Origin of the sequence: Actinomadura physcomitrii (assembly GCF_008923205.2) — a bacterium.
GTDB lineage: Bacteria > Actinomycetota > Actinomycetes > Streptosporangiales > Streptosporangiaceae > Spirillospora > Spirillospora physcomitrii.
Genome location: NZ_WBMS02000039.1, coordinates 47,089 through 71,611 on the forward strand (window position 1 = coordinate 47,089; position 24,523 = coordinate 71,611).

Below are 24,523 nucleotides of genomic sequence, written 5' to 3' on the forward strand. Positions count from 1 at the left end.
CGTTGAGAGGACCGTGCATGACCCGCGTCGAACCGCTCGAAGCGATCACCGCGGCGACCGGTGACCTGATCGCGTCCGCCGCCCGGCTCGGCGAGGCGGACATGCGCGCGCCGTCGCTGCTGCCCGGCTGGACGCGCGGCCACGTGCTCACCCACGTCGCGCGCAACGCCGACGGCGGCACCCGCCTGCTGACCTGGGCGCGGACCGGTGTCGAGGCGCGCGAGTACCCGAGCGTGGAGGCCCGCGCCGCCGAGATCGAGGACGGTGCCGGACGTCCCGCCGCCGTCCTCGTCGCGGACGTCCGCGACAGCGCGGAGCGGTGGGCGGAGGCGTACGAGGCGATGCCGGACGACGCGTGGGAGCGGGTCGTCGTATGGACGTCGGGTGCGCGGCGCCCCATCGCGCGGGCCACCGACTCGCGGCTCACCGAAGTGCTCACCCACCACGTCGACCTCGACGCCGGATTCGGGCCGGGCGACTGGCCCGCGGAGTACGTCGCCCGGATGCTCCCGAACATCGTCGCGTCCTACGCGCGCCGCGCCGAGGCGCCGCGCCTGCGCGTCCGCGCCACCGACACGGGCGCCGCCCACGGCGACGGCGGGACGGTGGTGTCCGGGCCGGCGTCGTCCCTGCTCGCGTGGCTCATGGGACGGGCGGACGGCCGCGACCTCACCGGCGCCGAGGGCGTCGAGCTGCCGTTCCTCTACTGAGGCACGGCGGGGCAGACGGTGCCGCGCGCGGGCGCCTTCACCGAGATCAGGTAGTCGTCGATCGCGTCGCGCGTGCACGGCCCGCTGTTGTAGACGCCGTGGCCGGAGCCCGCGTAGGTGAGCAGGGTCGCCTTCGGGCCGATCTGGCGCGCGACGCTCCGCGCCCACGCGTACGGGGTGGCCGGGTCGTGGACGGCGTTCAGCATCATGACCGGCGCCTCGGCGCGCACCTTGAGCCGGTGCTGCGGGTTCGCGACGGGCTTCGGCCAGCCGAGGCACGCCGTGACGGCCATGACCGGGCGGGTGCCGTGCATGTCCGGCGCGATCCGCTCGCTGGGCCGCGACAGCCGCGCGAACTCGCGGTAGTCGCGGACCGGCAGGTTCCAGTCGGAGCAGAACTGCGCGGTGAAGTTGTCGGTCCCGGTCCCCTCGGCGGGTTCCGCCGCGACGGGCTGGACGGGCTTGCTCGCCTCCAGCGCCGACAGCAGCGACGCCAGCTTCGCCCAGTCGGGCCCGTAGAACTGCTTGTACGTCACCACGAGCAGCTCGAACTCCGTCAGCGCGCGCCCCGGGGTCTGCGGGTCCGCGAGCTCGCCGCGTGCGGCGCGTGCCCGCAGGTCGCGCAGAACGGCGCGGACGTCCCGGCCGTGCAGCGCGCAGCTCGCCGTCGCGTCGCACCACTTGACGAACTGGTCGAAAGAGTCCTGCGCGGCGCTCATCTCCGCATCGAGGAACGGCTGAGTGGACCGGACGCCGTGGTCGATGGTGCTTTCCAGCACCATCGCGCGCACACGGCCCGGGTACGTCTCCGCGTACTCCGCGCCCAAGAGCGTCCCGTAGGAGCTGCCCCAGAAGCTCACTTGGGTCTCGCCTAGAGCGGCGCGTATGGCGTCCACGTCACGGACGGTGCTCATCGTGTCGGCGTGGTCGTACAGCGGTCCGGTGCGCTTGCGGCAGTCGTCCCTGAGCCGCTTGTTGTAGGCGAGCGTCGCGTCGAACTCCCCGGCGCTGGTGATGTTCGGGTCGGGACGCTCGGCCAGGAGCGCGGCCGAGCACGTCACGGGGTTGCTGGCGCCGATGCCGCGCGGGTCGAAGCTGACGATGTCGAAGCGCTGCCGGATCCGCTCGCTGAACCGGCTGATGCCGGTGGTGATCCGCTGGACGCCGGAGTCGCCGGGCCCGCCGGGGCCGAAGACCAGCGTGCCGGCGCGGGCGGACGGGTCGAGGGCCTTGCGGCGGGCGATGGCCAGGCCGAACGTCGGGCCGTCCGGGTGGGCCCAGTCGACGGGGAGCCGCAGGGTCGCGCACTGCGCCTTGCCGTCGTCTCCGCACGCCTTCCAGTCGATGCCGGTGCCGGTACCGGTCCCGGCGGGCGTCGCGGACGCCGCGGGCGCCGCGTCCGCCGACGGCGGCGACAGCGGAACGGCCGCGCCCGCGAGCAAAATGCCCGCCGCCGCGCCCATGGCGATACGCCTGTGCTTGAGCTGCATGGATGTCCTTCCGGGAGGGACGTCGAGGGAGCTCCGCCGAGCGGCGGACGATCGTCCGGGACGGCCGGGGACACCCTGCGGCCCCGGACCGCAAGATCACGCTAGGCCGCGCTCCCGGCGCGCGGCAGGGGGACCAGGGACGGTTCAGGGTGCGGTCAGGGACGCCTCAGGGTCGGCCGCCGGACGGCCCCGGGGCCGTTTCGCGGCGTTGCCGGAATCCGCCCGTAAACGGCGTCCGCGATTGCGGCGGACGACAATTGTCGCGAGCGCGGTCGGATTGAGTCGCGTGACTCAGCGGCCGTCCAGATCTCCGTTCCGGACGGAGCGCAGCAGCGTCCGCCACTGCGCGGCGTCGAGCGCGAGCGTGCCGGCGGCGTGGTCGCGGGAGTCGCGGATCAGTACCGCCGGGCCCGCCGCCGCGACCTCCACGCATTCGTTCTTGTCGCTGCTTCTGCGGCCCTTGCGCCAGTTCAGCGCGGCCCCCGGAGCCGACCGATAGACCATCCAGCAACCCTCCATCCGGTGCCGGCGGTGCCGCCTCGCGACCGATCGGGCCGAGGGCACCCGCCGGTGAGAAGCCAAGCAGGGCACAGCGAACCACGACCTTGTGGAAATTTTCCCGATCACGAGTGTAAACGGTTCCAGTTATCCCGCCTACAAGGGAACACAAGATCACTCTGTGTGCTATGCGGACCACTCGGCCCGGGGTTGGGACTGGAAGGGCGTCACCTCCCGCCGCGGTCGATTCGTTCCCCGGAAAGGGGCGTCAGGCCATCAGGTCCTCGGCGGCCCGGCGGAGCAGCGCGATGGACTCCTCGGCGGAGAGCGCGTCGTCCAGCAGCAGCTCGAAGGTGTCGCGGTACTCGGTGATCCGCTCGTCCTCGCCGGTGATCATCGCGCTGCTGCCCGACCGGCCCTCCAGGAACAGCACGTCGTCGAGGTCGCCGTCGAACTCCAGCAGGGTGAACGGCCCTTCGAGGCCGAGGTGCGCCCCCGCGCTGAACGGGATGATCCGGACGGTCAGCAGGTCGTCGGACTCGGCCTGGTCGGCGATGGCGCGCAGCTGCGCGGGCATGATCCCGGGGTCGACCTTGATCCCGACATGGCGCCGGACGACCGCCTCGTCGACGATGTAGAGCTGGCGCGGCGGGTTCTCGCGCTTGGCCAGCTCCTCCTTGCGCTGCATGCGCAGCTTCACGCCCATCGCCCGCGCCTGCGGGGACACCTTGGCGGTCGCGAGGACCTCCGCGTACTCGCGGGTCTGCAGGAGGCCGGGGATCACCGAGCCGTGGAAGTGCCGGATGTAGGCGGCGCCGGCGGCGTACCCCACGTAGTTGAGGAAGTTGGGGTCGAACTCGCCGCGGTAGGCGCTCCACCAGGCGGGCTCGCGCGCGCCGCGCGCCAGCGCCTGGAGCCGCTCCTGGCGGCCCTCCGAGGTCACGTCGTAGACGTTCAGCAGGGCCTGGAGATCGGTCCGGGTGATGGCGTTCTTCCCGCCCTCGACCCGGATGAGCTTGGACGGGGACCACTCGAGCTGCCGGACCACCTGCTCCTGCGTCAGCCCCTTCTCCTTGCGGAGGCGGACGAGCTCGGTGCGCAGCAGCGCGCTCTGGACGATGGGCCCCTGGTCACTGGTCATAGGACGGCTCACTCTGCGTAGTTGTCGCCACCTCACTGCATGCTACCTGGCAAGGCGCAAGATGTCAGGACGCATGTCGACACACCGACACCTGACGGCCCGTCGAGCGGCGGTGTCAAGGCTCTGCGCTTGCGATGACCCGTGAAACCGGACGATCAGAAGGTTTCGGCGTGCTGTATGTCGGTAGACTATGTTGTAATGTGCTAGGTAGCAGAATAGCAGCAACCGCCCTGCAAGAGGGCGGGCTGCCACCTCAGAACGGACACGATCCTGACACAGGGTGAACACGCGGCGGGGGCACCGCGGCGGCCCGGTGGACGGGACCGGGAGCGGAACCGCACGACCCGGCGGCTCGGGCAGCGCCGCCGGGCGGGCATACGGGGAGGCGATCCACAGACGGCTCTTTTCGGTAATTCCACATAGAACAGAAAGAGTCGCCCCCACCTTCGGACGATCACCGGTTGCGAGCCAAGACGATCGGCCGGAAGGCGGGAGGCGACTCCTCGGCACCGCCGGGCACTTTCGCACCGGGTCTGCGGGCCCTCCTGCGCGACTGCGGGAACACCGTACTGACCTGGTGAAACGTGCTCCGCGGACGCCCCCAGTCTAACCGCGATCACGCGGCATGGGCCATAGGTGAACGCGACATCGGCATCGGTCCGCCCGCCGCCGGCGCCCCCGGCGCACAGGACGAATGGCGTGACCTGCCCGGAAACGCGTTTCGAGGCATGGGGTTCAGCGACATGTCAGAAAAGCAGAATCGTCCCCCGACTCTTGTCTTTCTCCCTATTCACCCGCCTTTCCCGGTTCTCCCGGGCTCCTCCGTCCCTCCTCTCCCCCACCCGAGCCTCCGCCACGCCGCCGCCGGCGGGGCCGTCCCGAAGCGGGGGTGGTGATGGCCGAGCGCACGCACCTGCACGACCCCGACGCGACCGCCTTCTCCACGTCCGCCGCCCTCTTCGAAATGGGAGGCGCCGCCATGGCAGGCGCCGTCCCCCGGCCCGCACCGTCCGAGGCGCCGCGTCCCGAGGCTGGCGCGCCGCGGCTTCCCGCGCGGTCCGGGTTCTGGGCCTCGCTCGCGCCGCTGGAGCAGGCCGGGTTCCTCGCCGCCGCGCACGACGTCGAGTACGCGCTCGGCGAGGTGCTGTGGCGCGAGGGCGACACCGCCGACCACCTCCTCGTGATCCGCTCCGGCGCGGTGCGCATCAGCGCCGACCGGGACGGCGGCGAGCGGATCGTCGCGTTCCGCGGCCCCGGCGACATCATCGGCGAGCGCGCCGCGCTGCTGCTGCGGCGCCGGTCGGCGACCGTCGTCGCGGTCGACACCGTCCGCGCGCTGCGGATGTCCACCCAGGAGTTCGCCGCGTACCTGACCGCGCACACACGGGTGGTCGCCCTGGTGGAGAAGGAGGTGTACGACCGCCTCACCGAGCGCGTGTTCCCGCCGCAGGAGCACGCCCGCACCACCGCGGCCCCGCTCGACCCCTACACCGGGACGAGCGCCTACGCCGCCATCACCGCCTACGACGACGGAGTCCTGTCCCCCTACGCCGCGCGCGCGGCGGAGCCCCCACTGCGGCTAACCCCGTCCTATGCGCAGACCACGCCGCCCACGCGGACCAGGGCCATTCCCGAGGGCGTGTACGCCACCGCCCTCAAGGAGCCCCCGGCGCGGCGGCCGTGGACGGGCCACATGTGCTCCATCATGTTCGTCGACATAGCGTCCTTCAGCGCGCCCTACCGCACCGACAAGGACCGGCTCGAAATCCGCAGGATCATGTACGAGCTGCTGTGGGAGGCGTTCGCGGAGGCCGGCGTCCCGTGGGACGAGTGCCACCGCGAGGACCGCGGCGACGGCGCCCTCATCGTCGTCCCGCCCGAGACCCCGGCCGCCGCGGTCGAGCCGGTCGTGGCGCGGCTCGCCGCGTCCCTGCACCGCCACAACCGGACCGCGGACGAGGCCGTCCGCATCCAGCTGCGGGTCGCGCTGCACGTCGGGCCGGTGACCGCCGACCCGCAGGGCGTGTCCGGCTCGTCGGTGATCCACGCGGCCCGGCTGCTGGACGCCCGGCCGGTCCGGCAGCGCCTCGCCGAGTCCCGCGCCGACCTGGCCTTCGTCGCGTCCGCGTTCCTGTACGAGACGGTGCTCGCGCACGCGCCCGGCCACGACGCCGCCCGCTACGCGCCGTTCACGTGCCGGGTGAAGGAGTCGCGGCTCAAGGGCTGGATCCGGGTGGCGGACGGCGGGCACGCCGGCTGACCGGCCGGGCGGTGGCCGCCGCGGCGCGGCCGGTCACGACTCGCGCGGGAGCCGCAGGACGAACCGGGCGCCGCGGTCGCTGTCCTCGACCTTCAGCGTGCCGTCGTGCGCCTTGGCGACCTCGCGGGCGATCGGGAGGCCGAGGCCGGTGCCGTTGGCGTCGCGGGCCTTGCCGTCCTTGAGCCGCGCGAACCGCTGGAAGACCACCTCGCGGTCCTCCGCCGCGATGCCGGCGCCGTCGTCCAGCACCTCCAGCACGGCGACGCCGCCGTCGTCGCGGACGGTGATGTCGACCTGCGACTCGGCGTGCCGCTCGGCGTTGTCCAGCAGGTTCGTGAACAGCCGGACCAGCCGCAGCCGGTCGCCGCGCACCTGCACGCCCTCCTGCAGGTGCGGGACGATCCGCTTGCTGCGGTCCGACCGGGCCAGCTCGATGGTGACCATGGCGGCGAGGTCGATCGTCTCGGAGTCCTGCCAGGCGCCCGCGTCCAGCCGGGCGAGCTGCAGCAGGTCCGTGACGATCGCCTGCAGCCGGTCGAGGGTCTGCAGGACGGTCCGGGCGGTGCGGGGCCAGTCGGTGTCGTCGGCGTACAGCAGCGCCTCCTCCAGCTGTGTGCGCGCGGCGGCGATCGGGCTGCGCAGGTCGTGCGAGGCGTCGGAGGTGAAGCCGCGCTGCCGGGCGAGCGCCGCGTCCAGCCGGTCGAGAGTCGCGTTGACGGCCTCGGCGAGCATCCTGATCTCGTCCCGGTTCTCCGGCACGGTGACCCGGCGGCCCGACTTGCTCGCGGTGATCTCGGTCAGCTCGCGGCGGATCTCGTCGACGGGCGCGAGGGTGCGGTCGACGGTCCGCCATGTCCGCAGGCACACCATCAGCACCAGCAGCAGGCCCGCGCTGATCACGAAGGTGAGCAGGCCGCCGCTGACGAACCACGGCACCTCCGGCGCGGCCGCGTAGACCCGCCACTCCCCGGACGGCAGCCGGACCGTGAACTCGATCACCCAGTGGCAGCCGTGCAGGCCGCCCGGCGGGCAGAGCACCTGGGCGTTCCTGAACCCGGTCGCGGCACCGGGCCGGAACGTGGCCATCGGCGGGCCGCTCACCCGCCCCGGCGTCCCGGCGATCACGTTGTTCCGCGCGTCCAGCACCTGGACGGCGACGCCGTGCGGCGCGCCGACGGCGCCGCGCACCGGGCGGCGCCGCACGTCCTCGGCGACCTTCATCCCGGCCGACACCGCCCGGCCGCGCTCGTACTCGACGACGCGCCCGCGCACCCCGAGGACGATCAGGGCGATGAGCACGGCGCAGATGAGGGCGGCGACCGTCCCGGCAATCACGGTCATCCGCACCCGTATGGACCATGTGCGCCGTCCGTACACCCGACCTCCCGCAGGTGAGGTAATCACCCGCAGGACCGGGTTCAGTCCTCGCGACGGGTGCCCGGCGCCCAAGAGAGGCCAAAGAAATGGTTGCCCATGACCGGCCGCTGACCTGCGATGACACCGCTTTCACCTGCCGAGCCGAGACCTCCAGCCCTGCCTCGACCGGCGAGCGCCCCTGGACCTGCTGGAAGAACGCGCTGAAGTACACGATCGCCCCGACGAACGATTCTGCGCGCATGCCATCAGCGTGCGTCCCGAGTCGGCCAGAAGTCCAAGAGCTGAATGCTCTCGCTGTTAGCATCCCCGGTTATGGAGCTGCGCCAGCTGGAGTACTTCGTGGCGGTCACCGAGGAGGCGAGCTTCACCAAGGCCGCCGCGAAGCTGCACGTCGCGCAGCCCGGCGTCAGCGCGCAGATCCGCCAGCTCGAACGCGAGCTCGGGCAGCCGCTGCTCGACCGCTCCGGGCGGACCGTCCGGCTGACCGAGGTCGGCGCCGCCGTCCTGCCCTACGCGCGGGCCGCGCTCGCCGCCGTCGAGGGCGCCAGGCTGTCTGTGGACGAGCTGACCGGCCTGCTGCGCGGCCATGTCACCATCGGCACCATCGACTGGATCGCCTCCCTCGACCTGCCGGGGCTGCTCGCCGGGTTCCACCGCGACCACCCGAACGTGGAGATCACCGTCGTCCAGGACGAGTCGGCGTCGCTCGCCGAGGCGCTGCTCGCCGGGCGCACCGACCTCGCCTTCCTCAGCCTCGGCGCCGAGCCGCCGCCGGGGATCGCCGTCCAGCCCGTCATCGAGCAGGAGCTGTTCGCCTCGATGGCCCGCGACCACCCGCTGGCCGGCCGCTCGTCGATCACCCTGCGCGCGCTCGCCGAGCAGGACCTCGTCAGCCTGCCGAAGGGCACCGGGCTGCGGGCCGTCCTGGACGAGGCGTGCGCGGCCGCCGGCCTGCGCCCGCGGATCGCGTTCGAGGCCGGCGAGCCGCCCGTCCTCGCCCAGCTCGCCGCGCACGGGCTGGGCGTGGCGGTCCTGCCGGAGTCCGCCACCGCGATCCGGGCGGACGAGCTGGCGTCGATGCCGATCGTCCGGCCCCGGCTGCGCGGCCGGATCGCGCTGGCGTGGCGGGCGGAGGGGCCGCGCGGCCCGGCGGCGCGGGCGCTGATCGCCCGCGCCCGCGCGGCGCTGCCCTCACTGGGTCAGGCGTCTTAAGCGCTCGCCTTCAGGACGGTGTAGAGGACGTCGGGTTTGTTGGTGATGATCCCGTCGACTCCGAGGTCGACCGCCTTGGCCATCTTCGTCTTGTTGTTGACCGTCCAGGTGAGCAGCCCCAGGTGCGCGGCGTGCACCTGCTTCACGTAGGTCTTCGTCAGGTCGCCGTAGGCCGGGTGTACCAGGTCCGCGTACGCCTTGACCTTCTTCAGGTCCTTCGCTTTCGGCATTCCGAGCAGGCCCGTCGGGACGCCGGGCAGATCCTTGTGGAACCGCTTCACCGACCCCCAGTCGAACGACTGCACGATCAGCCGGCTCCGCGCCGGCGCGCCCTTCGCGCCGAGCCAGTACGGCCGGTGCCGCTCGAGCGCCGCGGCGACCCGTCCCTCGATCCCCGGGTACAGCGCGGGGTTCTTCAGCTCCAGCAGCATGCCGGCGCCGGTGCCGCCCATCGCCGTGAGCACCTCGTCCAGCGTCGGGACGCGCTCGCCCTTGTACTTCTTCGCGTGCCAGGACCCCGCGTCCAGCCGCTTGATCTGCTTGAGCGTGAGCTGGGAGACCTTCCAGGGCTTCAGCTGCGGGTAGACGTGCTCGACATTCGTCGTCCTGGCCAGGGTGGTGTCGTGCATGATGACCAGCTTGTGGTCCTTCGTCTGCTGGACGTCGAGCTCGAACATGTCCGCGTGCCGGGACCTCGCGAGCCTGAACGACGCGAGGGTGTTCTCCGGCGCGTACGCCGACGCGCCGCGGTGCCCGACGTCGAGGATCGCGGGCGCCGCCGCCTGCCGCACGGCGAGCGGGACGTACGGGACGAGCGGGCCGGGGGACGGGATCAGGGGGCGCGGGCCGGCGGCGGCCGCCGGCTGCGGGCCGGCGGTGGCCGCCGTCGCGGGACCGGTGCTCACGGCCACGGTCAGGACGGCGGTGAGGGCGAGACCATGCCGACGGGACATTGTCACCTCTCGAGGGCGGGGGGTTGCCTGCCTCGACCCTCGATTCGGCCGGTGACACCCGGGTTACGAGTCCATAGCAGACCATGTACACAGGGTGACATTACGCATTCGGAGCGTACGTCACGCGCCGGACACAGTTTCTTCCCCGGAACGACTCATCCGTCCTCTTGCGGCGCTTCCTTCGCCCGCCCGTTTGTAACCCGTTTCGCGCTCTTCGCCGCCTTTGTCAGCACCAGCGCGCCGAGCAGCACCCGCCGCCCGCGCCGCAGCGGACGCGGGAACCGGACGCGCCGCACCCCCTCCGCGTCCGGCGCCGGCGCCGGACCCGGCACCACCGGCCCCCGCGTCGACTCCGGCGACTTCGGCGCGCCCAGCCGGGTCGGGCGGCTGCGCCCCCGCAGCGTCACCGACCTGCCGAACTCCCACTCGTCCGACTCCGCCAGATGCGCCAGCTCCAGCACCGTCCCCGACGCCAGCACCCGCCCCGGCGAGGTCTTCGCCAGATCGCTCAGCCGCGCCGCCTCGTTCACCGGATCGCCGATCACCGTGTACTCGAACCGCTGCTCCGCGCCGATGTAGCCGGCCACCACCGGGCCCGCCGACACGCCGATCCCCGCGTCCAGCATCGGCACCTCCGCCCGCAGCCGCACCGCCAGCTCCCGCGCCGCGCCGAGCGCCCCGCCCGCCGAGTCCTCCAGCTCCGTCGGCGCACCGAAGATCGCCAGCGCCGCGTCCCCCTCGAACTTGTTGATCCACCCGCCGTGCCGCGCCACCACCGCCACCACCACGCCGAAGAACCGGTTCAGCAGCCCCACCACCTCGTCCGGGCCCCGCGTGTCCGCCAGCCGCGTCGACCCCGTCAGGTCGACGAACAGCACCGCCACCTCGCGCGTCTCGCCGCCCAGCTCGATGTCGCCGCGCTCCAGCGCCAGCCCCGCGACCTCCTCGCCGACGTGCCGGCCGAACAGGTCACGCAGCCGCTCGTTCTCCCGCAGCCCCGCCACCATGTGGTTGAAGCCCGCCTGCAGCTGCCCGACCTCGCTCGCGTCGTACACCGCCACCTCGGCGCCGAGGTCCCCCCGCTCCACCTGCGCCATCCCCGTCCGGACGGACTTGATCGGGTCCGCGATCGCCCGCGTCGCCATGTACGTCACGTACACCCCGACCGCCAGCGCCGCGCCGCCCAGCCCCAGGATCGTGATCGCGAGCTGGGTGACGTCGATGTCCGGCGCCGCGAGCGCCGCCACCGCCACGCAGATCAGCCCGAACACCGGGATCGCCGTCCCGAGCGCCCACGCGAGCATCACCCGTGTCGTCACGCCCGGCAGCCGGAACCGGCGCGGCCGCTCCGCCGCCAGCACCAGCGCCGCCGCCGGACGCAGCAGCCGCTCCGACAGCAGGTACACGATCGTGCAGGTCGTCGCCGCGCCGAGCAGGCACGTCAGGCCCGTCTTCACCGCGAGCCGGCCCGTGAACAGCACCACGTCCAGCCCCGCCCAGCCCGCCGCGCCGACCCCCCACAGCGCGCCGACCAGGAACGTCAGCCGCAGCGGCCCCAGCAGGACCGCCCGCCCCTGCACCCGGTCCGGCATCCCGCCGCCGCGCACCAGGCTCACCACCGGACGCCACAGCCACAGCCCCGCGAGCAGCGCGATCGGCCCCGCCACCACCGGATACCCGAAGAACGCGACCGCGTTCACCAGATGCACGTGCTCGGGATCGCGCAGCGGCGGGTCCGGCACCACGAACGTCGCGAACAGCAGCACCACCAGACCGCCGACGATGTTCGCGACCACCACCACGACCGCGAGCACCCACCGGACCCGCACCTCGAGCATCGTCCGGGGCACCCCGGGGAGAAGTCCGCGCGCCACCGTCCTGGCCACCTGTGCGCCTCCGTCCCCGAGGGTCCACGGAAATCATCGCACTAGGCGGTGGTGCTCTCCTCGGCGATCGCGGCGTCCGCCGGCGCCCGCCGCTGCGAGCTCCGCCACACCAGCGGCCAGCCCGCGAGGACCAGCACGAACCAGCCCGCCATCACGTACAGCGCGACCCGCGTGTCCGCCTCCCACGCGATCGTCACCGTGACGAACGCGAAGAAGGCCAGCACCAGCCAGTTCGTGTAGGGCGCCCACGGCATCCGGTACGGCGCCCTCGGCAGCAGACCCGCCGCCGCCTTGCGCCGGTACGCCATGTGCGCCACCAGGATGACGCTCCACACCAGGATCGCGCCACCCGTCGACACCGACGTGATGTACTCGAACGCCTTGTCCGGCACGACCGCGTTCACCACCACCCCGACGCCCATGACCAGCGCCGAGATGACGACGGTGAGCACCGGCACGCCGCGCCCGTTCAACGCCCCGAGGACCCGCGGCCCGTCCCCGTTGACCCCGGCCGTCCGCAGCATCCGCGACGTCGAGTACAGCCCGCCCGCGTTGCACGACGACAGCGCCGCCGTCAGCACCACGAAGTTGACGATGTCCGCACCGCCCGGAATGCCGATCTTGTCGAACGCCAGCACGAACGGGCTCGCCCCGCCCCTGAACGCCGTCCACGGCACCACCGCCATGATCACCAGCAGCGACACCAGGTAGAACAGCGCGAACCGCACCGGCAGCGCGTTGATCGCCCGCGGGATGTTCTTCTCCGGCTCCTTCGCCTCACTGGCCGTCACCCCGACCAGCTCGACGCCCAGGTAGGCGAACATCACCATCTGCAGCGTCATCAGCGTCGGGCTGAACCCCTCGGGGAAGAACCCGCCGTGATCCCACAGGTTGCCCACGCTCGCCGTCCGCCCGGCGTCGCTGAACCCGAAGGCCAGCACCCCGATCCCCACCAGGATCATCATCACGATCGCCGCGACCTTGATCATCGCGAACCAGAACTCCAGCTCCCCGAAGAGCTTCACGGAGATCAGGTTGACCACGAACAGCACGACCAGCGCCACCAGCGCCGTCTGCCACTGCTCGACCCCCGGGAACCACTTCTGCACGTACTTCCCGGCGGCCGTCAGCTCGGCCATCCCCGTCGTCACCCAGATGATCCAGTACGTCCACGTCGTGGCGTACCCCCAGAACGGGCCCAGGAACTCACGGGCGTACCCGGCGAAACCCCCCTCCGCGTGCCGGTAGGTGAGCAGCTCACCGAGCGCCCTCATGACGAAGAACAGCATCAACCCCGCGACGGCGTACGTCAGCACGAGACTCGGGCCGGCCTTGGCGATGTTCTCCCCGGCCCCGAGGAACAGCCCCGTGCCGATGGTGCCGCCGATGGCCAGCATCTGGATCTGGCGGGTTCCAAGCCCGCGCTGATAGCCGTCCGCTTGGTCTGGGAGCTTTGCGACCACGCGTTATTTCCAGCCTCTCACGTCTACGGCCGCCCCTCCCGGAACGGCTCTGGCCTGGCCAGACTAGGAACCATCCCCCCGAACGCGAAACACACCCCCGCATCCGGCCGATGACGCTCCGTATCCCCCCGTCCTCCCCCGTCCCGCCCGCGGTTAACGAGTTGGCGCCGCCCTCGGGAGTCGCGTATGCTCTCGGACGTCGCCAAAGACCGGCAGCCCGCCGGTGAGGCCACCGCCCCGAAGCCGCTAAGCTCGAGGCAAGCAAGGTCCTGTGGAGCAGTTAGGAGTGCTCGCCACCCTGTCAAGGTGGAGGCCGCGGGTTCAAATCCCGTCAGGACCGCCAGACGCGCCGACGCGCGTCCTGGGCAGGTAGCTCAGTCGGTACGAGCGTCCGCCTGAAAAGCGGAAGGTCGGCGGTTCGACCCCGCCCCTGCCCACACCTCGTGACCAGCGAAAACGCCCCGGAGCCAACAGGCCCGGGGCGTTTTTGACGACAACGCTGACGACAACGGCGTCAGCCGAGCGCGTCCCCCGGCTTCCCGAGCGCCGCCCAGCGCATACGTTGAAGCGTCTGTACCACTTCGAGTGTCGCCGACTCGGTGCCGCTTTCCCTGCAGCGCCCGCACGGCTCACCGTCGTGGGTGCCGCCCTCACCGCCGCAGGCCCGGCAGCCGACGAGCCGGACGTCCTTCCAGCAGGTCCCCGCGCCGCAGGCCGAGGCAGAGCGCCAGGACGTACAGTGCGCGGAGCCGTTCATGTTCGGCCGCCTTGAGAGCATCGCGCGCCTGGTCGACCGTGAGCCCGCGGTTCAGTCTCGCTGACCGCGGCCAGTCGCGCGACCGGCCGAGCACCTCCGTGACCCTCACCGGCCGGGCTGGAGGAATGTCCATTTTTCGCGATTAGCCATAGAGGAACGTCTATGGGGGTGGGGGTGGAGTTGGTGGTGTGCTTGCGGCATGGAGTCGACGACAGAGCGGACGACGGTGCCCGCCGGGGAAGGGCGGGCGGTCCGCGTGGCCGCCGGGCGACGGGTGCGTGTGGTGGATCTGGAGGGCGGGCAGGTCGGTGATCTGTTCGCCTTCGCCGCCGGCGATCCGCGCGAGCGGTTGAGCGCCGCGCACACCCGCAGCGTGACGAGCCGGCTCTTCCCGGAGGTCGGGGAGGCCTTCGTGACGGATCGGCGCAGGCCGATCCTCGTCCTCGCCGGCGACGCCTCGCCGGGTTCGCACGACATGCTGATCGCCGCCTGCGACCCCGCGCGCTATGCGGCGCTGGGGGTGCCGGAGCATCGCTCGTGCGCCCGGAACCTGGAGCTGGCGCTGGCGGAGCTGGGAATCGAGGTCGCCGTCACGCCGCAGCCCGTCAACGTGTTCATGCGCATTCCGGTGCAGGAGTCGGGGCGGTTGCGGTGGCTGCCGGCCGAGAGCCGGGCCGGGGACTCGATCACCTTCGAGGCGGCCATGGACTGCGTGGTCGTGGTGTCGGCGTGCCCGCAGGACATGGTCGGCATCAACAACGACCGGCCGACGCCACTGGCGATCGACGTGTGGTGACGCCCCAGTGCAGGCGTATCGCTGAGAAGTGAAGGGAAGACCAATGAGCGTTCGTGAGAGCCATCCCGCGCTGGAGCCGGGACGTATCGGGGAGCTTCGGACGGCCAACCGGTTGGTGGTGGCGCCGATGACCAGGGTGTCGGCCACCCCGGACGGCACGGCGACACCGGAGATGGCCGCCTACTACACCGAGTTCGCGCGCGGCGGGTTCGGGCTGGTCATCACGGAGGGCGTCTACACCGACTCCGCTTACAGCCAGGGTTACCTCAACCAGCCGGGGCTGGTGTCGGCGCGGCACATGGGAGCGTGGCGTGAGGTCACCGACGGGGTTCACGAGGCCGGAGGCCTGATCGTGGCGCAGTTGATGCACGCGGGCGCGCTGTCGCAGGGCAACCCGCATCGCGACGGCACGGCCGGGCCGTCGGCGGTGAAGCCGCGCGGTGCGATGATGCCCGAGTACGGCGGGAGCGGCCCATGGCCGGTCCCCGAGGAGATGGACTCTGCGGACATCGAGGAGGCCGTGGCCGGCTTCGTCGCCTCGGCGGTGAACGCCCGGGACGCCGGGTTCGACGGCGTGGAGGTGCATGCCGCCAACGGGTACCTGCTGGACCAGTTCCTCACTGACTACACCAACCTGCGCGAGGACTCCTACGGCGGGCCGGTCGCCGCACGCGTTCGGCTCGCGGCCGAGGTCGTGGAGGCGATCCGTGCCGAGGTGGGGCCGGACTGGTGCGTCGGGGTGCGGCTGTCGCAGACGAAGGTGAACGATTTCCACTATCGCTGGCCCGGCGGTGCCCGCGACGGGGAGGTGATCTTCGCCGCGCTGGCCGACGCGGGCGCGACGTACCTGCACATCGCCAGCGAGGGCCGCGACTGGATCGAATCGGCGCAGCTGGAGGGCGGCCTCACCATCACGGGCCAGGCCCGCCGGGTGGCCGGGCTCCCGGTGATCGCCAACGGCGGGATGCACGACGCGGAGCTGTCGGCGCAGGTCCTCGGGGACGGGCACGCCGATTTCGTGTCCGTGGCCCGAGCCGCCCTGGTCAACGCCGACCTGCCGCGCCGCCTGGCGGAGGGCGGGGCGCTGGAGCGCTTCGACCACGGGCTTCTCGAACCGACGGTCACCCTGGACAACGCCCGCCGCCGGGCGGCCGGGGCGAGGGTCTGACGGAAGCCGGAAACCCAGGAAGGGACGAGATCATGGACGGGGCCGGAAGCTGGCATGGCGGGGCGGCGGCCGTGGTGACGCTGACCTTCGACGTGGACGCCGAGACACCGATCCTCGCCCACGGCGGACGCTACGCCGGGCACGCCGGCACGATGTCGCACCAGTCCTACGGGCCCGACGTGGGACTGCCCCGCATCCTGGACCTGCTGGAGGAGCTGGAGGTGCCGGCGACGTTCTTCGTGCCGGGCTGGGTGGCCGAGCGCCGCCCGGGGCTGGCCGCCTCGATCGTCGAGCGCGGCCACGAGGTGGCGCACCACTCCTACGCGCACCGCCCGCCCACGTCGATGAGCCCGCAGGAGGAGCGGGCGGACTTCGTGCGCGCCCTGGAGGTGTTCGCGCTGCAGGGCATCGAGGTCACCGGGTTCCGCGCGGCGCTGTGGGAGGCGTCCTGGGCGACGGCGGACCTGGTGGCCGAGCACGGGCTGCGCTACGACTCGTCCCTGATGGGAGACGACCGGCCGTACCGGATCGCGACGGCGGCCGGAGAGATCGTCGAGCTGCCGGTGCACTGGTCGCTGGACGACTGGGAGCAGTACGCCTATCTGCCCGAACCGAACATCGGGTCGGTGATCGAGTCGCCGCGCAAGGTGCTGGAGCTGTGGCGCGCGGAGCTGGACGGTATGCGCGCCTACCGGTGCCTGTTCAACCTGTGCGCGCATCCGTTCCTGTCGGGGCGGCCGGGCCGCGCGATGGCGCTGCGGCACCTCATCGAGTACGCCCGCGAGTGCGGGGACGTGGCGTTCGCGCGCTGCCGGGACGTCGCCGCGGCGGCCCTCGCCGACCCGCAGGTCCGGTCGCGCCCGCACGAGCGGCCCCGGGTCGACCCGGAGATCCACCCGTACTGAGCGGGAACGGCCGTCACTTCATGCCGGCGGCCTGAAGGGCGAGGAAGAGATCGACGCGGTCGGCGGTGCGGGTCACGTCACGGCCGGTCAGCCGGGTGATCTTGGCGAGCCTGTTGCGCAGCGTGTTGACGTGGACGTGCAGGGCCGCGGCGGTGGCCGACCAGTGGCCGTCATGGTCCAGGAAGGCGCGCAGCGTGCCCTCCAGTTCGGCGCCCCGGCCGGCGTCGTGCTCGCGCAGCGGAGCGAGCACGGCGTCGGACAGGGTCCGCAGGGTCTCGGCGTCCTGCATGCCGAGCAGCAGCCGGTGCGCGCCGAGCTCGGCGAACGTCTGGACGGCGCGTCCGGAACGGCCCTGCCGCAGTGCCCGGCACGCCTCCCGCGATCGGACGAGGGATTCGCGCAGCCCGTCCAGGTGCCGGACGACCCCGCCGAGGCCCACGACGGGCCGGTGTCCGGGGAAGCGGCCGGCCACGGCCGAGACGAGCCGTTCGGCCAGGGGCGCCGATTCCCGGTCGCCGTGCCGCCACGCCAGGACGGCCACCACGTCCTGCGATCCGCCCGCCACCACGGCCGGAACGCCCGCGGCGGCGAAGAACTCGCCGGCCGTCTCCGCGAGTCCGGGCAGGGCCGCGTCGGTGCCGGCGAACGCGAGCGCCCACACCGCCAGCGGCCCTTCGGCGTCCACCCCGAACGCCCGCAGCCGGCCGGGGACCTCGGCCGCGCGGCTGCCGCCCGACAGCACCATCTCCAGCAGTTCGCCGGCGAACCGGCCCTCGATCGCCTGCATCGCCTGCTTCCTGGCGACCTCCAGGCTGAGGTAACGGGCCGCCTGCTCCAGCGCGTCCTGCTCGGCGCGCGTGAGGCCGGTCACCGGGCGCAGGCAGACCAGTGCCGCGTCGGCCTCGCCGACCGCCCCGACCAGGTACAGGGCCGCCCTGCCCGCGGTGCCGAGGTCCAGTTCCAGGGGCGGCGGACGGCGCGCCAGGCCGGTGGCCACCGCGTGGAGCTGCCCGGACTCCAGCTCGGTGCCGGCCGATGCGAGCAGGCGCCCCATGCGGTCGACCACCGCGAGGGGCAGCTCGTGGTCGCGGCGCAGCACCCGCAGCACCCCGGAGGCGCCGGCGCCCTGCGAGATCGCCGTCGCCAGCGCCTCGCCCCGGCGGACCAGGCCGACGAGCGCGCCCTGCCGCTCCTCGGTGTAGCGGGCGGCCACCGCCTGCGAGATCGCGGTGAACGGCACCGCCGCGGAGATCTCCAGCAGCGGCACATCGGCCTCCGCGCAGGCGCCGACCAGGTCGTCCGGCGTCGCGGGGCACTCCGGCCGCAGGCCGAAGACCAGTCCCGCCGGCTCGGCGCGCCGGATGTCGGCGACGAACTCGGCGGCGCTGACGCGGTCGCTCCACAGGCCGTTGGTCAGCACCAGCTCGCGCCGGCGCACGTAGCGCGAGGGGTCGGGAAGCTCGGTGCCGTGGACCCAGGCGGCCGGCTCGTCCAGCGCGCCCCTGGGTCCCGGGACCAGGAGCCGCAGCTCCAGCGTTTCGTCCTCCAGCAGCGACCGCAGGGTGAACATGATGTGAATCTACACAGCCGAAGGAGTCAGGGATAGAGGTTTCTCTACTTCGCATCGTCGGTCCCTGGTGCTTTTGTGTTACACATCACGGACGGAGGAACCATGGCCAACAACGATCCGGCACAGAGCGTCCGGCCCGAGGCGGTCCGCTTCGACGAGCACGGCATCCACCCCATCCCCGGCTCTTCGCGCGACTCCACGCCATGGCAGCAGTTCTGGATCTGGTGCGGCGCCAACATCGCGCCCATCAACTGGGTGCTCGGCGCGCTCGGCGTCACCCTCGGCCTGAGCCTGGTGGAGACCCTGACGGTCATCGCCCTCGGCAACGTGCTCGGCTGCGCCGTCTTCGGGCTGTTCAACGTGATGGGCCACCGCACCGGCGTCAACCAGATGGTCCTCGGCCGCGGGCCGTTCGGCCGGCGCGGCGCCCTCGTCCCCGGCCTGGTGCAGGGGCTGCTCACCACGGGCTGGGTCGGCGTCAACACCTGGGTGGTGCTCGACCTGGTCATCGAGATCCTCGCGCAGCTCGGCGTGCACGGCGGCACCGGGTTGAAGTACCTGGTGGCCGGGCTCATCATGGCTCTCCAGCTGGCCTTGGCTCTGTACGGGTTCTACGCCATCCGCACGTTCGAGAAATACACCGTCCCGGCCACGGTGCTGGTGATGGTGGTCATGACCGTCCTCGCGCTGGCGCACACCGCCCCGCACTGGACGGCCGCGACCGCCACGACCGCCGGCGGCAAGGTCACCGCGGTGACCCAGCTGCTCACCGCCATCGGCATCGGCTGGGGGATCACCTGGCTGCCGTACTCGGCCGACTACAGCCGGTTCGTCCGCACGGGCGCCTCCGACCGGTCGGTGTTCTGGTCCACCGCGCTCGGAATGTACGTCCCGACGGTGTGGCTGGCCGCGCTCGGCGCCTGCCTGGCCAGTGCGGGCGAAGGCAGCGACCCCTCGAGCCTGGTGACCGGCACCTTCGGGGTGATGGCGATCCCCGTCCTGCTGCTGATCATGCACGGGCCGGTCGCGACCAACATCCTCAACCTGTACTCCTGCTCGCTGGCCGCCCTGTCGATCGGCATCCGGGCCGCGCGATGGAAGGTGACGCTGGCGGCGGGCACGGTCGCGTCCCTCTTCCTCGCGGTGTTCCTCCAGGCCTCGGGCTTCGCCCAGGCCTTCGACAACTGGATGTCGTCCATCCTGGTCTGGATCAGCCCGTGGGCGGCCATCTGCCTGGTGGACTTCTTCGTCCTGCGGCGCGGGCGCGTCGACGTGGCCGCCCTGTACCGCGCCGGCGGCGGCCGCGGCGGTCCCGCGCTGGTCAGCCTGGCGCTGGGGCTGCCGGCCGGGTGGGCGTGGCAGTTCGGCATGGTGCCGGCGCTGCAGGGACCGCTCGCGCGGACGCTGGGCCACACCGACTTCTCCTGGCTGTCGGGCGGCCTGGTCGCGGGCGGGCTCTACTATGCCCTCGCCGTCCGGGCACGACGGCAGGCCACGGCCGGCGCGGCGATGGCGGCCGGGGCGGTGTCCTGATGAGAGTCACCGTCCTCACCACCGGAGGCACCATCGCGTCGCGCCCGTCCTCGCGGGGAGGCGTCCGGGTGGCGGTGCCCGGGGCCGCCCTGCCCGTCCCCGGGGCGGTGCGCGTCCGCGAGGTGATGCTGGCGCACAGCTTCAACCTCACCCTTGCCGACGTCCTCGGGCTGGCCCGGCGGATCCTCACCGAAGCCGACGGCTCCGGCGCGGACGGTGTCGTCGTCACGCACGGCACCGACACCATGGAGGAAACGGCCTACCTGGTCGACCTCGTCCTGCCTCCCGGACGCACCGTGGTGTTCACCGGCGCCCAGCGGCACGCGTCCGCACCGGACGCCGACGGCCCGGGCAACATCGCCGACTCCGTCCGCGTCGCCGCCGCCCCCGAGACCCGGGGCGCGGGCGCCGTCATCACGATGGCCGGGCAGGTCCATGCCGCCCGGTACGCGACCAAGGCCCACACGCTCGCGCCGGAGGCCTTCGCCTCACCGGGGCACGGGCCGATCGCCCTCGTCCGGGACGGCGGGATCGAGGCGATCACCCGGCCCGCCCGCCCGGACGGGTTCCGGCTCGCCGAACTGGGCGCGCTGGAGGCCCGGGTGGACATCGTGCCCGTCCACCTGGGCGCCGACGGCGTGCAGATCGCGGCCTGCCGGGCGGCGGGAGCCCGCGGTCTGGTCGTCCAGGCGCTCGGCACGGGCAACCCGACTCCCGGCGTCCTCACCGAGATCCGGACCTGCCTCGATCAGGGCATTCCTGTCCTGGTCACGTCGCGTTGCGCGGAGGGGCCGGCGGTTCCCGTCTACGGCGCCGGCGGGGGCGCCGACCTCGCCGAGGCGGGCGCCGTCTTCGCGGGCCGCCTCGGCGCCCCCAAGGCCCGGCTGCTCCTCATGGCCGCGCTCGCCGCCGAGGCCGACGCCGAACATGCCCTGGCCCGCCTACGACCGCACCTTCCCGCCTAAGGCTCTGGTGCGCGGCCATGGGAGCGGCGGCGTACCCTCGTGAAAATGCCGCCGAGTGGAAAGGGTCGATCGCTGTGCTCGTGGCGCATGGGAGTTGGGCCGGTGACCGGCTCGTGCTGTGGGCGGAGCGGTCCGGTGAGGTGACCCGGAGCACCTCGCGGGCGAAGGTCAGGCCCCACCCGTTCGCGGCTTCCCATGCGGACCTGGTCGGTGCCTTTCCCGAGGTGGACGGTGTGGAGGGGCAGGTAACGCTCGCGCTGCCGGGGTCGGCGGGATCCCCGTTGGCCTCGCCGGAGTGCGGGGTGGCGGTGTCCGCGCGCGCCCTTCGGCTGGGGCGGTGGCGCGTGCCGGTGCTGTTCGTCGCGGGGCCCGAGGCATTCGCGCTGCTGACGGACGGGTCGGTCGGCGAGAAGGCCGGGGCGTCGCTGCGGTACCTTGTCGCCGTCGCGGCGCGGGCGCGTGACCTGGTGCGGCGCGGTCGGGTCCTCCCCCAGCTGGTGCGCGAGTCCGCGGGGTTCGCGGCGCGCTGGCGGCCGGTGCTGACGGGGGACGACGCGCGGTGGTTCCGCGAGACGGCGGCGGCGATGCCGCCGGTGGGCCGGGCGGTCGAGGAGGAGCGCCCGTCGGCGCACGTGCTGATCGAGGCACTGGTGTGCCTGGTCGACGCCGCCGTCCGCGCGGCGCTGCCCGGGCCGGTCGTCGGTGGCCGCCGTCCGGGGGCGCGATCCGCGCTGCCCGACCGGTGGGCGGCGGCGCTGACCGGCACGGACGGTTCGCTGCCGGGCGTGCGGGAGGACCAGGCACAGGAGCTGGCCGCCGCGCTGCACGGGTGGTTCGCCGACGCGCAGGCGCTGGACCAACCGGTGCGGACGTGCTTCCGGCTGGCCGAACCGGACGGCGATGACGACGCGTGGCGGCTGGAGTTCGCGTTGCAGTCGGCCGACGACCTGAGCGTCTACGTGCCGGCCGAGGAGGTCTGGGCGGACGGCGGACGAGCCGAGGAGAGGCTGCTGGCGGGGCTGGGCCGCGCCGCGCGGCTCTATCCGGCGCTCGACCGTGCGCTGCGACATGCCCGGCCGTGCGCGCTGGAGTTGACGACGGCCGAGGCGGCGGCGTTCCTGCGCGACAGCGCGGCCCTGCTGCAGGCGGCCGGGTTCGGGGTCCGGCTCCCGGCTTGGGCGGGTCGGCGGCGGGTCGGGCTGAGGATGACGGCGCGGCAGCGCAAGGGGCCGGGCGCGACGACCGCGCAGGGGTTCGGGCTGAACGAGCTGCTGGACTTCCGGATCGACCTGGCGATGGACGGGGAGCCGATCGGCGAGGACGAGCTGGCCGAGCTCGTCCGGTTGAAGGTGCCGCTCGTGCGGGTGCGCGGGCAGTGGGTCGAGCTGGACGGCGGCCAGCTCGATGCGGCGCTGCGGGCCGTCCAGGAGCGCGGTCGAGGTGAGATGACCGTGGCCGAGGCGCTCGGCGAGATCGCGCTGGCGGGCGAGGAGGATCTGCCGCTGGTGGAGGTCGACGCCGACGGGCTGCTGGGGGACCTGCTGTCGGGCGAGACCGACCGCCGGCTGGCGCCCGTCCCGACGCCGGAGACGTTCCGCGGCACGCTGCGTCCGTACCAGGAACGGGGGCTGGCGTGGCTGTCGTTCCTGTCGGGGCTCGGGTTGGGCGGCATCCTGGCCGACGACATGGGGTTGGGGAAGACCGCCCAGACACTGGCGCTGCTGCTGGCCGCACCGGGCCGGACCCTGCTGGTGTGCCCGATGTCGCTGGTGGGGAACTGGCAGCGGGAGGCGGAGCGGTTCGCGCCGAGCCTGCGCGTGTACGTCCACCACGGCACGGACCGGGACGTCGCGCTCGCCCACGAGGCCGACCTGGTCGTCACCACCTACGGGACGGCGCTGCGCGACCGGGAGGCGCTGGCGGCGGTCGAGTGGGCGCGGGTCGTCTGCGACGAGGCGCAGGCGATCAAGAACAGTGCGGCGAAGCAGGCGCAGGCGGTCCGCGCGATCCCCGCGCCGTTCCGGCTGGCGCTGACCGGTACCCCGGTGGAGAACCATCTGGCCGAGCTGTGGTCGCTGATGGAGTTCACCAACCCGGGGCTGCTCGGCCCGGCCCGGCGGTTCCGGCGGCGGTTCCAGGAGCCGATCGAGGCCCGCGCCGACGAGGAGGCCGCCGCCGCGCTCAGGCGGGCGACCGGCCCGTTCGTGCTGCGCCGCCTGAAGACGGACAAGTCGATCATCTCCGACCTGCCGGACAAGATGGAGATGAAGACCTGGTGCACCCTGACCCCCGAGCAGGCCTCCCTCTACCAGGCGGTGGTGGAGGACATGATGGCCCGTATCGACGGCAGCGAGGGCATCGAGCGGCGCGGGAACGTGCTGGCCGCGATGACCCGGCTGAAACAGGTGTGCGGCCATCCCGCCCTGCTGCTCAAGGACGGCTCGGCGCTGCCGGACCGGTCGGGGAAGCTGGCCCGGCTGGAGGAACTGGCCGGCGAGATCGTCGAGGAAGGCGACAAGGCGCTGGTGTTCACCCAGTACGCCGAGTTCGGCACGGTGCTGCAGCCGCACCTCGAGGCCCGGCTCGACCGCCCGGTGCTGTGGCTGCACGGCGGCCTGACCAAGCGGCGGCGGGCCGAGCTCGTGGACCGCTTCCAGCACGACGACGAGCCGATGGTCTTCCTGCTGTCGCTGAAGGCGGCCGGGACCGGTCTGAACCTGACGGCCGCGGGCCACGTGATCCACCTGGACCGCTGGTGGAACCCGGCGGTGGAGAACCAGGCGACCGACCGGGCGTTCCGGATCGGCCAGACCCGCGACGTGCAGGTCCGCAAGTTCATCTGCCTCGGCACCCTGGAGGAGCGGATCGACGAGATGATCGAACGCAAGCAGGCACTGGCCGAGCGGGTCGTCGGCACCGGTGAGGACTGGATCTCGGAACTGTCCACCGACCGGCTCCGCGACCTGTTCGCTCTGGACCGGGAGAAGGCGGTGACATGAGCCCCTGGTTCGAATCGTCCCGGCCGATCCAGGTCGAGGGCGGACTCAAAGCGAGATCGCGGCGCGGCTCCATCGGTGCGCAATGGTGGTCGCGGCGGTTCATCGACGTCCTGGAGGACATCTGCGACCCCGGCAGGCTCTCGCGCGGCCGCGCCTACGCCCGCAAGGGCCAGGTCATGTCGCTGGAAGTCGCTCCCGGCGAGGTCCGCGCGCTGGTGCAGGGGTCGCGTCCCCGCCCGTACAAGGTCGTGCTGCGGATCGACGCCTACGACGCGGACGAGTGGGCGGACCTGACCGACGCGCTGGCCGCGCGGGCCGTCCACCGCGCCAAGCTGCTGGCCGGGGAGATGCCGCCGGAGATCGAGCAGGTCTTCGGCGACCTGGAGCTGCCGCTGTTCCCCGACGGCTCCGAACTGGAACTGGACTGCTCGTGCCCGGACTGGGGGTGGCCGTGCAAGCACGTGTCCGCGGCCCTGTACCTGCTGGCCGAGGCGTTCGACGACGACCCGTTCCTGGTCCTGGCATGGCGGGGCAGGGCCAAGGAGGACCTGCTGGACGACCTGCGCGGCGCCCCCGCCGATGAGGAGCCGCGACGCCCCGGCTTGCTCGATGTGCAGGACGCCCCGTTCGCCGAGCGCTTGGAAGACTTCTTCACCGGTGGACGGGTGTCGCGCGTCGCCCCGGCCCCCGCCCCGGCGGACCTGCTGCTGCGCGCTCTGGAGCCTCCCCAGGTCGAGGTGCGCGGCACGCCACTGCTCGACCTGCTCGATCCCGTGTACCAGGCCCTCGCCGGTTCGTCCTTGTCGCCGCCAGGCCCCTGACGGGTCGGTGTCACCGTGG

19 protein-coding genes and 2 tRNA genes are annotated in these 24,523 nt (G+C 72.7%); 12 read left to right on the forward strand and 9 right to left on the reverse strand.

Translation table 11 applies throughout. The features are described 5' to 3' along the window. Positions 1-17 precede the first annotated feature (17 nt). Positions 18-710 carry a maleylpyruvate isomerase family mycothiol-dependent enzyme gene (locus F8568_RS35525; RefSeq protein WP_151598023.1) on the forward strand — a complete coding sequence of 231 codons (693 nt, stop codon included), beginning with the start codon at positions 18-20 and terminating at the stop codon, positions 708-710. On the opposite strand, the gene F8568_RS35530 is transcribed toward F8568_RS35525, so the two are convergent. The 3 genes from F8568_RS35530 to F8568_RS35540 form a co-directional block, all read right to left on the reverse strand. Further along, positions 704-2,200 (reverse strand): alpha/beta hydrolase, encoded by a 1,497-nt coding sequence (locus F8568_RS35530; protein ID WP_202125719.1) that lies wholly within the window; start codon positions 2,198-2,200, stop codon positions 704-706. The two genes, F8568_RS35525 and F8568_RS35530, sit on opposite strands and share 7 nt — an antisense overlap. A gap of 291 nt (positions 2,201-2,491) precedes the next feature. Then, complete coding sequence (locus F8568_RS35535; RefSeq protein ID WP_151598024.1) at positions 2,492-2,704, reverse strand: DUF397 domain-containing protein; 213 nt, start codon at positions 2,702-2,704, stop codon at positions 2,492-2,494. A gap of 262 nt (positions 2,705-2,966) precedes the next feature. Next, the gene (locus F8568_RS35540; protein ID WP_151598025.1) at positions 2,967-3,839 is read right to left on the reverse strand and encodes a helix-turn-helix domain-containing protein; all 873 of its coding nucleotides are present in this window, start codon (positions 3,837-3,839) and stop codon (positions 2,967-2,969) included. A gap of 895 nt (positions 3,840-4,734) precedes the next feature. Between F8568_RS35540 and F8568_RS35545 the strand changes: the two genes are divergently transcribed. After that, positions 4,735-6,099 carry a cyclic nucleotide-binding domain-containing protein gene (locus F8568_RS35545; protein ID WP_151598026.1) on the forward strand — a complete coding sequence of 455 codons (1,365 nt, stop codon included), beginning with the start codon at positions 4,735-4,737 and terminating at the stop codon, positions 6,097-6,099. Positions 6,100-6,132: 33 nt separating this feature from the next. On the opposite strand, the gene F8568_RS35550 is transcribed toward F8568_RS35545, so the two are convergent. Then, positions 6,133-7,440: a sensor histidine kinase gene (locus F8568_RS35550; RefSeq protein ID WP_151598027.1), complete on the reverse strand. Its 1,308-nt coding sequence runs from the start codon at positions 7,438-7,440 to the stop codon at positions 6,133-6,135. 348 nt (positions 7,441-7,788) lie between these two features. On the opposite strand from F8568_RS35550, the gene F8568_RS35555 reads away from it, so the two are divergent. Further along, complete coding sequence (locus F8568_RS35555; RefSeq protein WP_151598028.1) at positions 7,789-8,688, forward strand: LysR family transcriptional regulator; 900 nt, start codon at positions 7,789-7,791, stop codon at positions 8,686-8,688. Here the strand turns inward: F8568_RS35555 and F8568_RS35560 are convergent. The 3 genes from F8568_RS35560 to F8568_RS35570 all read right to left on the reverse strand — a co-directional run bounded on the left by F8568_RS35560 (position 8,685) and on the right by F8568_RS35570 (position 12,990). Next, the gene (locus F8568_RS35560; RefSeq protein WP_151598029.1) at positions 8,685-9,641 is read right to left on the reverse strand and encodes a glycerophosphodiester phosphodiesterase; all 957 of its coding nucleotides are present in this window, start codon (positions 9,639-9,641) and stop codon (positions 8,685-8,687) included. The genes F8568_RS35555 and F8568_RS35560 overlap by 4 nt on opposite strands. Before the next feature lie 155 nt (positions 9,642-9,796). Then, entirely contained in the window at positions 9,797-11,527 is a 1,731-nt protein-coding gene (locus tag F8568_RS35565) for an adenylate/guanylate cyclase domain-containing protein (RefSeq protein WP_328601166.1), read from the reverse strand. A 41-nt stretch (positions 11,528-11,568) separates the two neighbouring features. Beyond that, entirely contained in the window at positions 11,569-12,990 is a 1,422-nt protein-coding gene (locus F8568_RS35570; RefSeq protein ID WP_202125720.1) for an amino acid permease, read from the reverse strand. A gap of 265 nt (positions 12,991-13,255) precedes the next feature. Here F8568_RS35570 and F8568_RS35575 point away from each other — a divergent pair. Beyond that, positions 13,256-13,333: transfer RNA gene (locus tag F8568_RS35575), tRNA-Asp, on the forward strand. Between the two features lie 20 nt (positions 13,334-13,353). Further along, positions 13,354-13,427 (forward strand) — tRNA-Phe (locus tag F8568_RS35580). A gap of 213 nt (positions 13,428-13,640) precedes the next feature. Here F8568_RS35580 and F8568_RS47185 read toward each other — a convergent pair. Beyond that, positions 13,641-13,856, reverse strand: a complete 216-nt coding sequence (locus F8568_RS47185; protein ID WP_202125721.1) for a hypothetical protein — start codon at positions 13,854-13,856, stop codon at positions 13,641-13,643. Positions 13,857-13,946: 90 nt separating this feature from the next. Between F8568_RS47185 and F8568_RS35590 the strand changes: the two genes are divergently transcribed. Genes F8568_RS35590 through F8568_RS35600 form a run of 3 tightly spaced genes read left to right on the forward strand, consistent with a single transcriptional unit; the run spans position 13,947 to position 16,616 of the window. Next, positions 13,947-14,543 (forward strand): DUF1989 domain-containing protein, encoded by a 597-nt coding sequence (locus F8568_RS35590; protein ID WP_151598030.1) that lies wholly within the window; start codon positions 13,947-13,949, stop codon positions 14,541-14,543. A 43-nt stretch (positions 14,544-14,586) separates the two neighbouring features. After that, entirely contained in the window at positions 14,587-15,711 is a 1,125-nt protein-coding gene (locus tag F8568_RS35595) for an oxidoreductase (RefSeq protein ID WP_151598031.1), read from the forward strand. A gap of 32 nt (positions 15,712-15,743) precedes the next feature. Then, positions 15,744-16,616 (forward strand): polysaccharide deacetylase family protein, encoded by an 873-nt coding sequence (locus F8568_RS35600; protein WP_151598032.1) that lies wholly within the window; start codon positions 15,744-15,746, stop codon positions 16,614-16,616. A gap of 13 nt (positions 16,617-16,629) precedes the next feature. Here the strand turns inward: F8568_RS35600 and F8568_RS35605 are convergent, their stop codons facing one another. Then, entirely contained in the window at positions 16,630-18,186 is a 1,557-nt protein-coding gene (locus tag F8568_RS35605) for a PucR family transcriptional regulator (RefSeq protein ID WP_151598033.1), read from the reverse strand. A gap of 102 nt (positions 18,187-18,288) precedes the next feature. Between F8568_RS35605 and F8568_RS35610 the strand changes: the two genes are divergently transcribed. The 4 genes from F8568_RS35610 (at position 18,289) to F8568_RS35625 (ending at position 24,504) form a co-directional block, all read left to right on the forward strand. Next, positions 18,289-19,719 carry a cytosine permease gene (locus tag F8568_RS35610; RefSeq protein ID WP_151598034.1) on the forward strand — a complete coding sequence of 477 codons (1,431 nt, stop codon included), beginning with the start codon at positions 18,289-18,291 and terminating at the stop codon, positions 19,717-19,719. After that, a complete protein-coding gene (locus tag F8568_RS35615) occupies positions 19,719-20,684 on the forward strand; it encodes an asparaginase (protein ID WP_160573885.1) in 966 nt (321 codons plus the stop codon). Before F8568_RS35610 ends, F8568_RS35615 begins: the two co-directional genes overlap by 1 nt. A gap of 74 nt (positions 20,685-20,758) precedes the next feature. Next, positions 20,759-23,683: a DEAD/DEAH box helicase gene (locus F8568_RS35620; protein WP_328601167.1), complete on the forward strand. Its 2,925-nt coding sequence runs from the start codon at positions 20,759-20,761 to the stop codon at positions 23,681-23,683. Continuing rightward, positions 23,680-24,504: an SWIM zinc finger family protein gene (locus F8568_RS35625; RefSeq protein ID WP_151598036.1), complete on the forward strand. Its 825-nt coding sequence runs from the start codon at positions 23,680-23,682 to the stop codon at positions 24,502-24,504. Before F8568_RS35620 ends, F8568_RS35625 begins: the two co-directional genes overlap by 4 nt. The last annotated feature ends 19 nt before the right edge of the window (positions 24,505-24,523 follow it).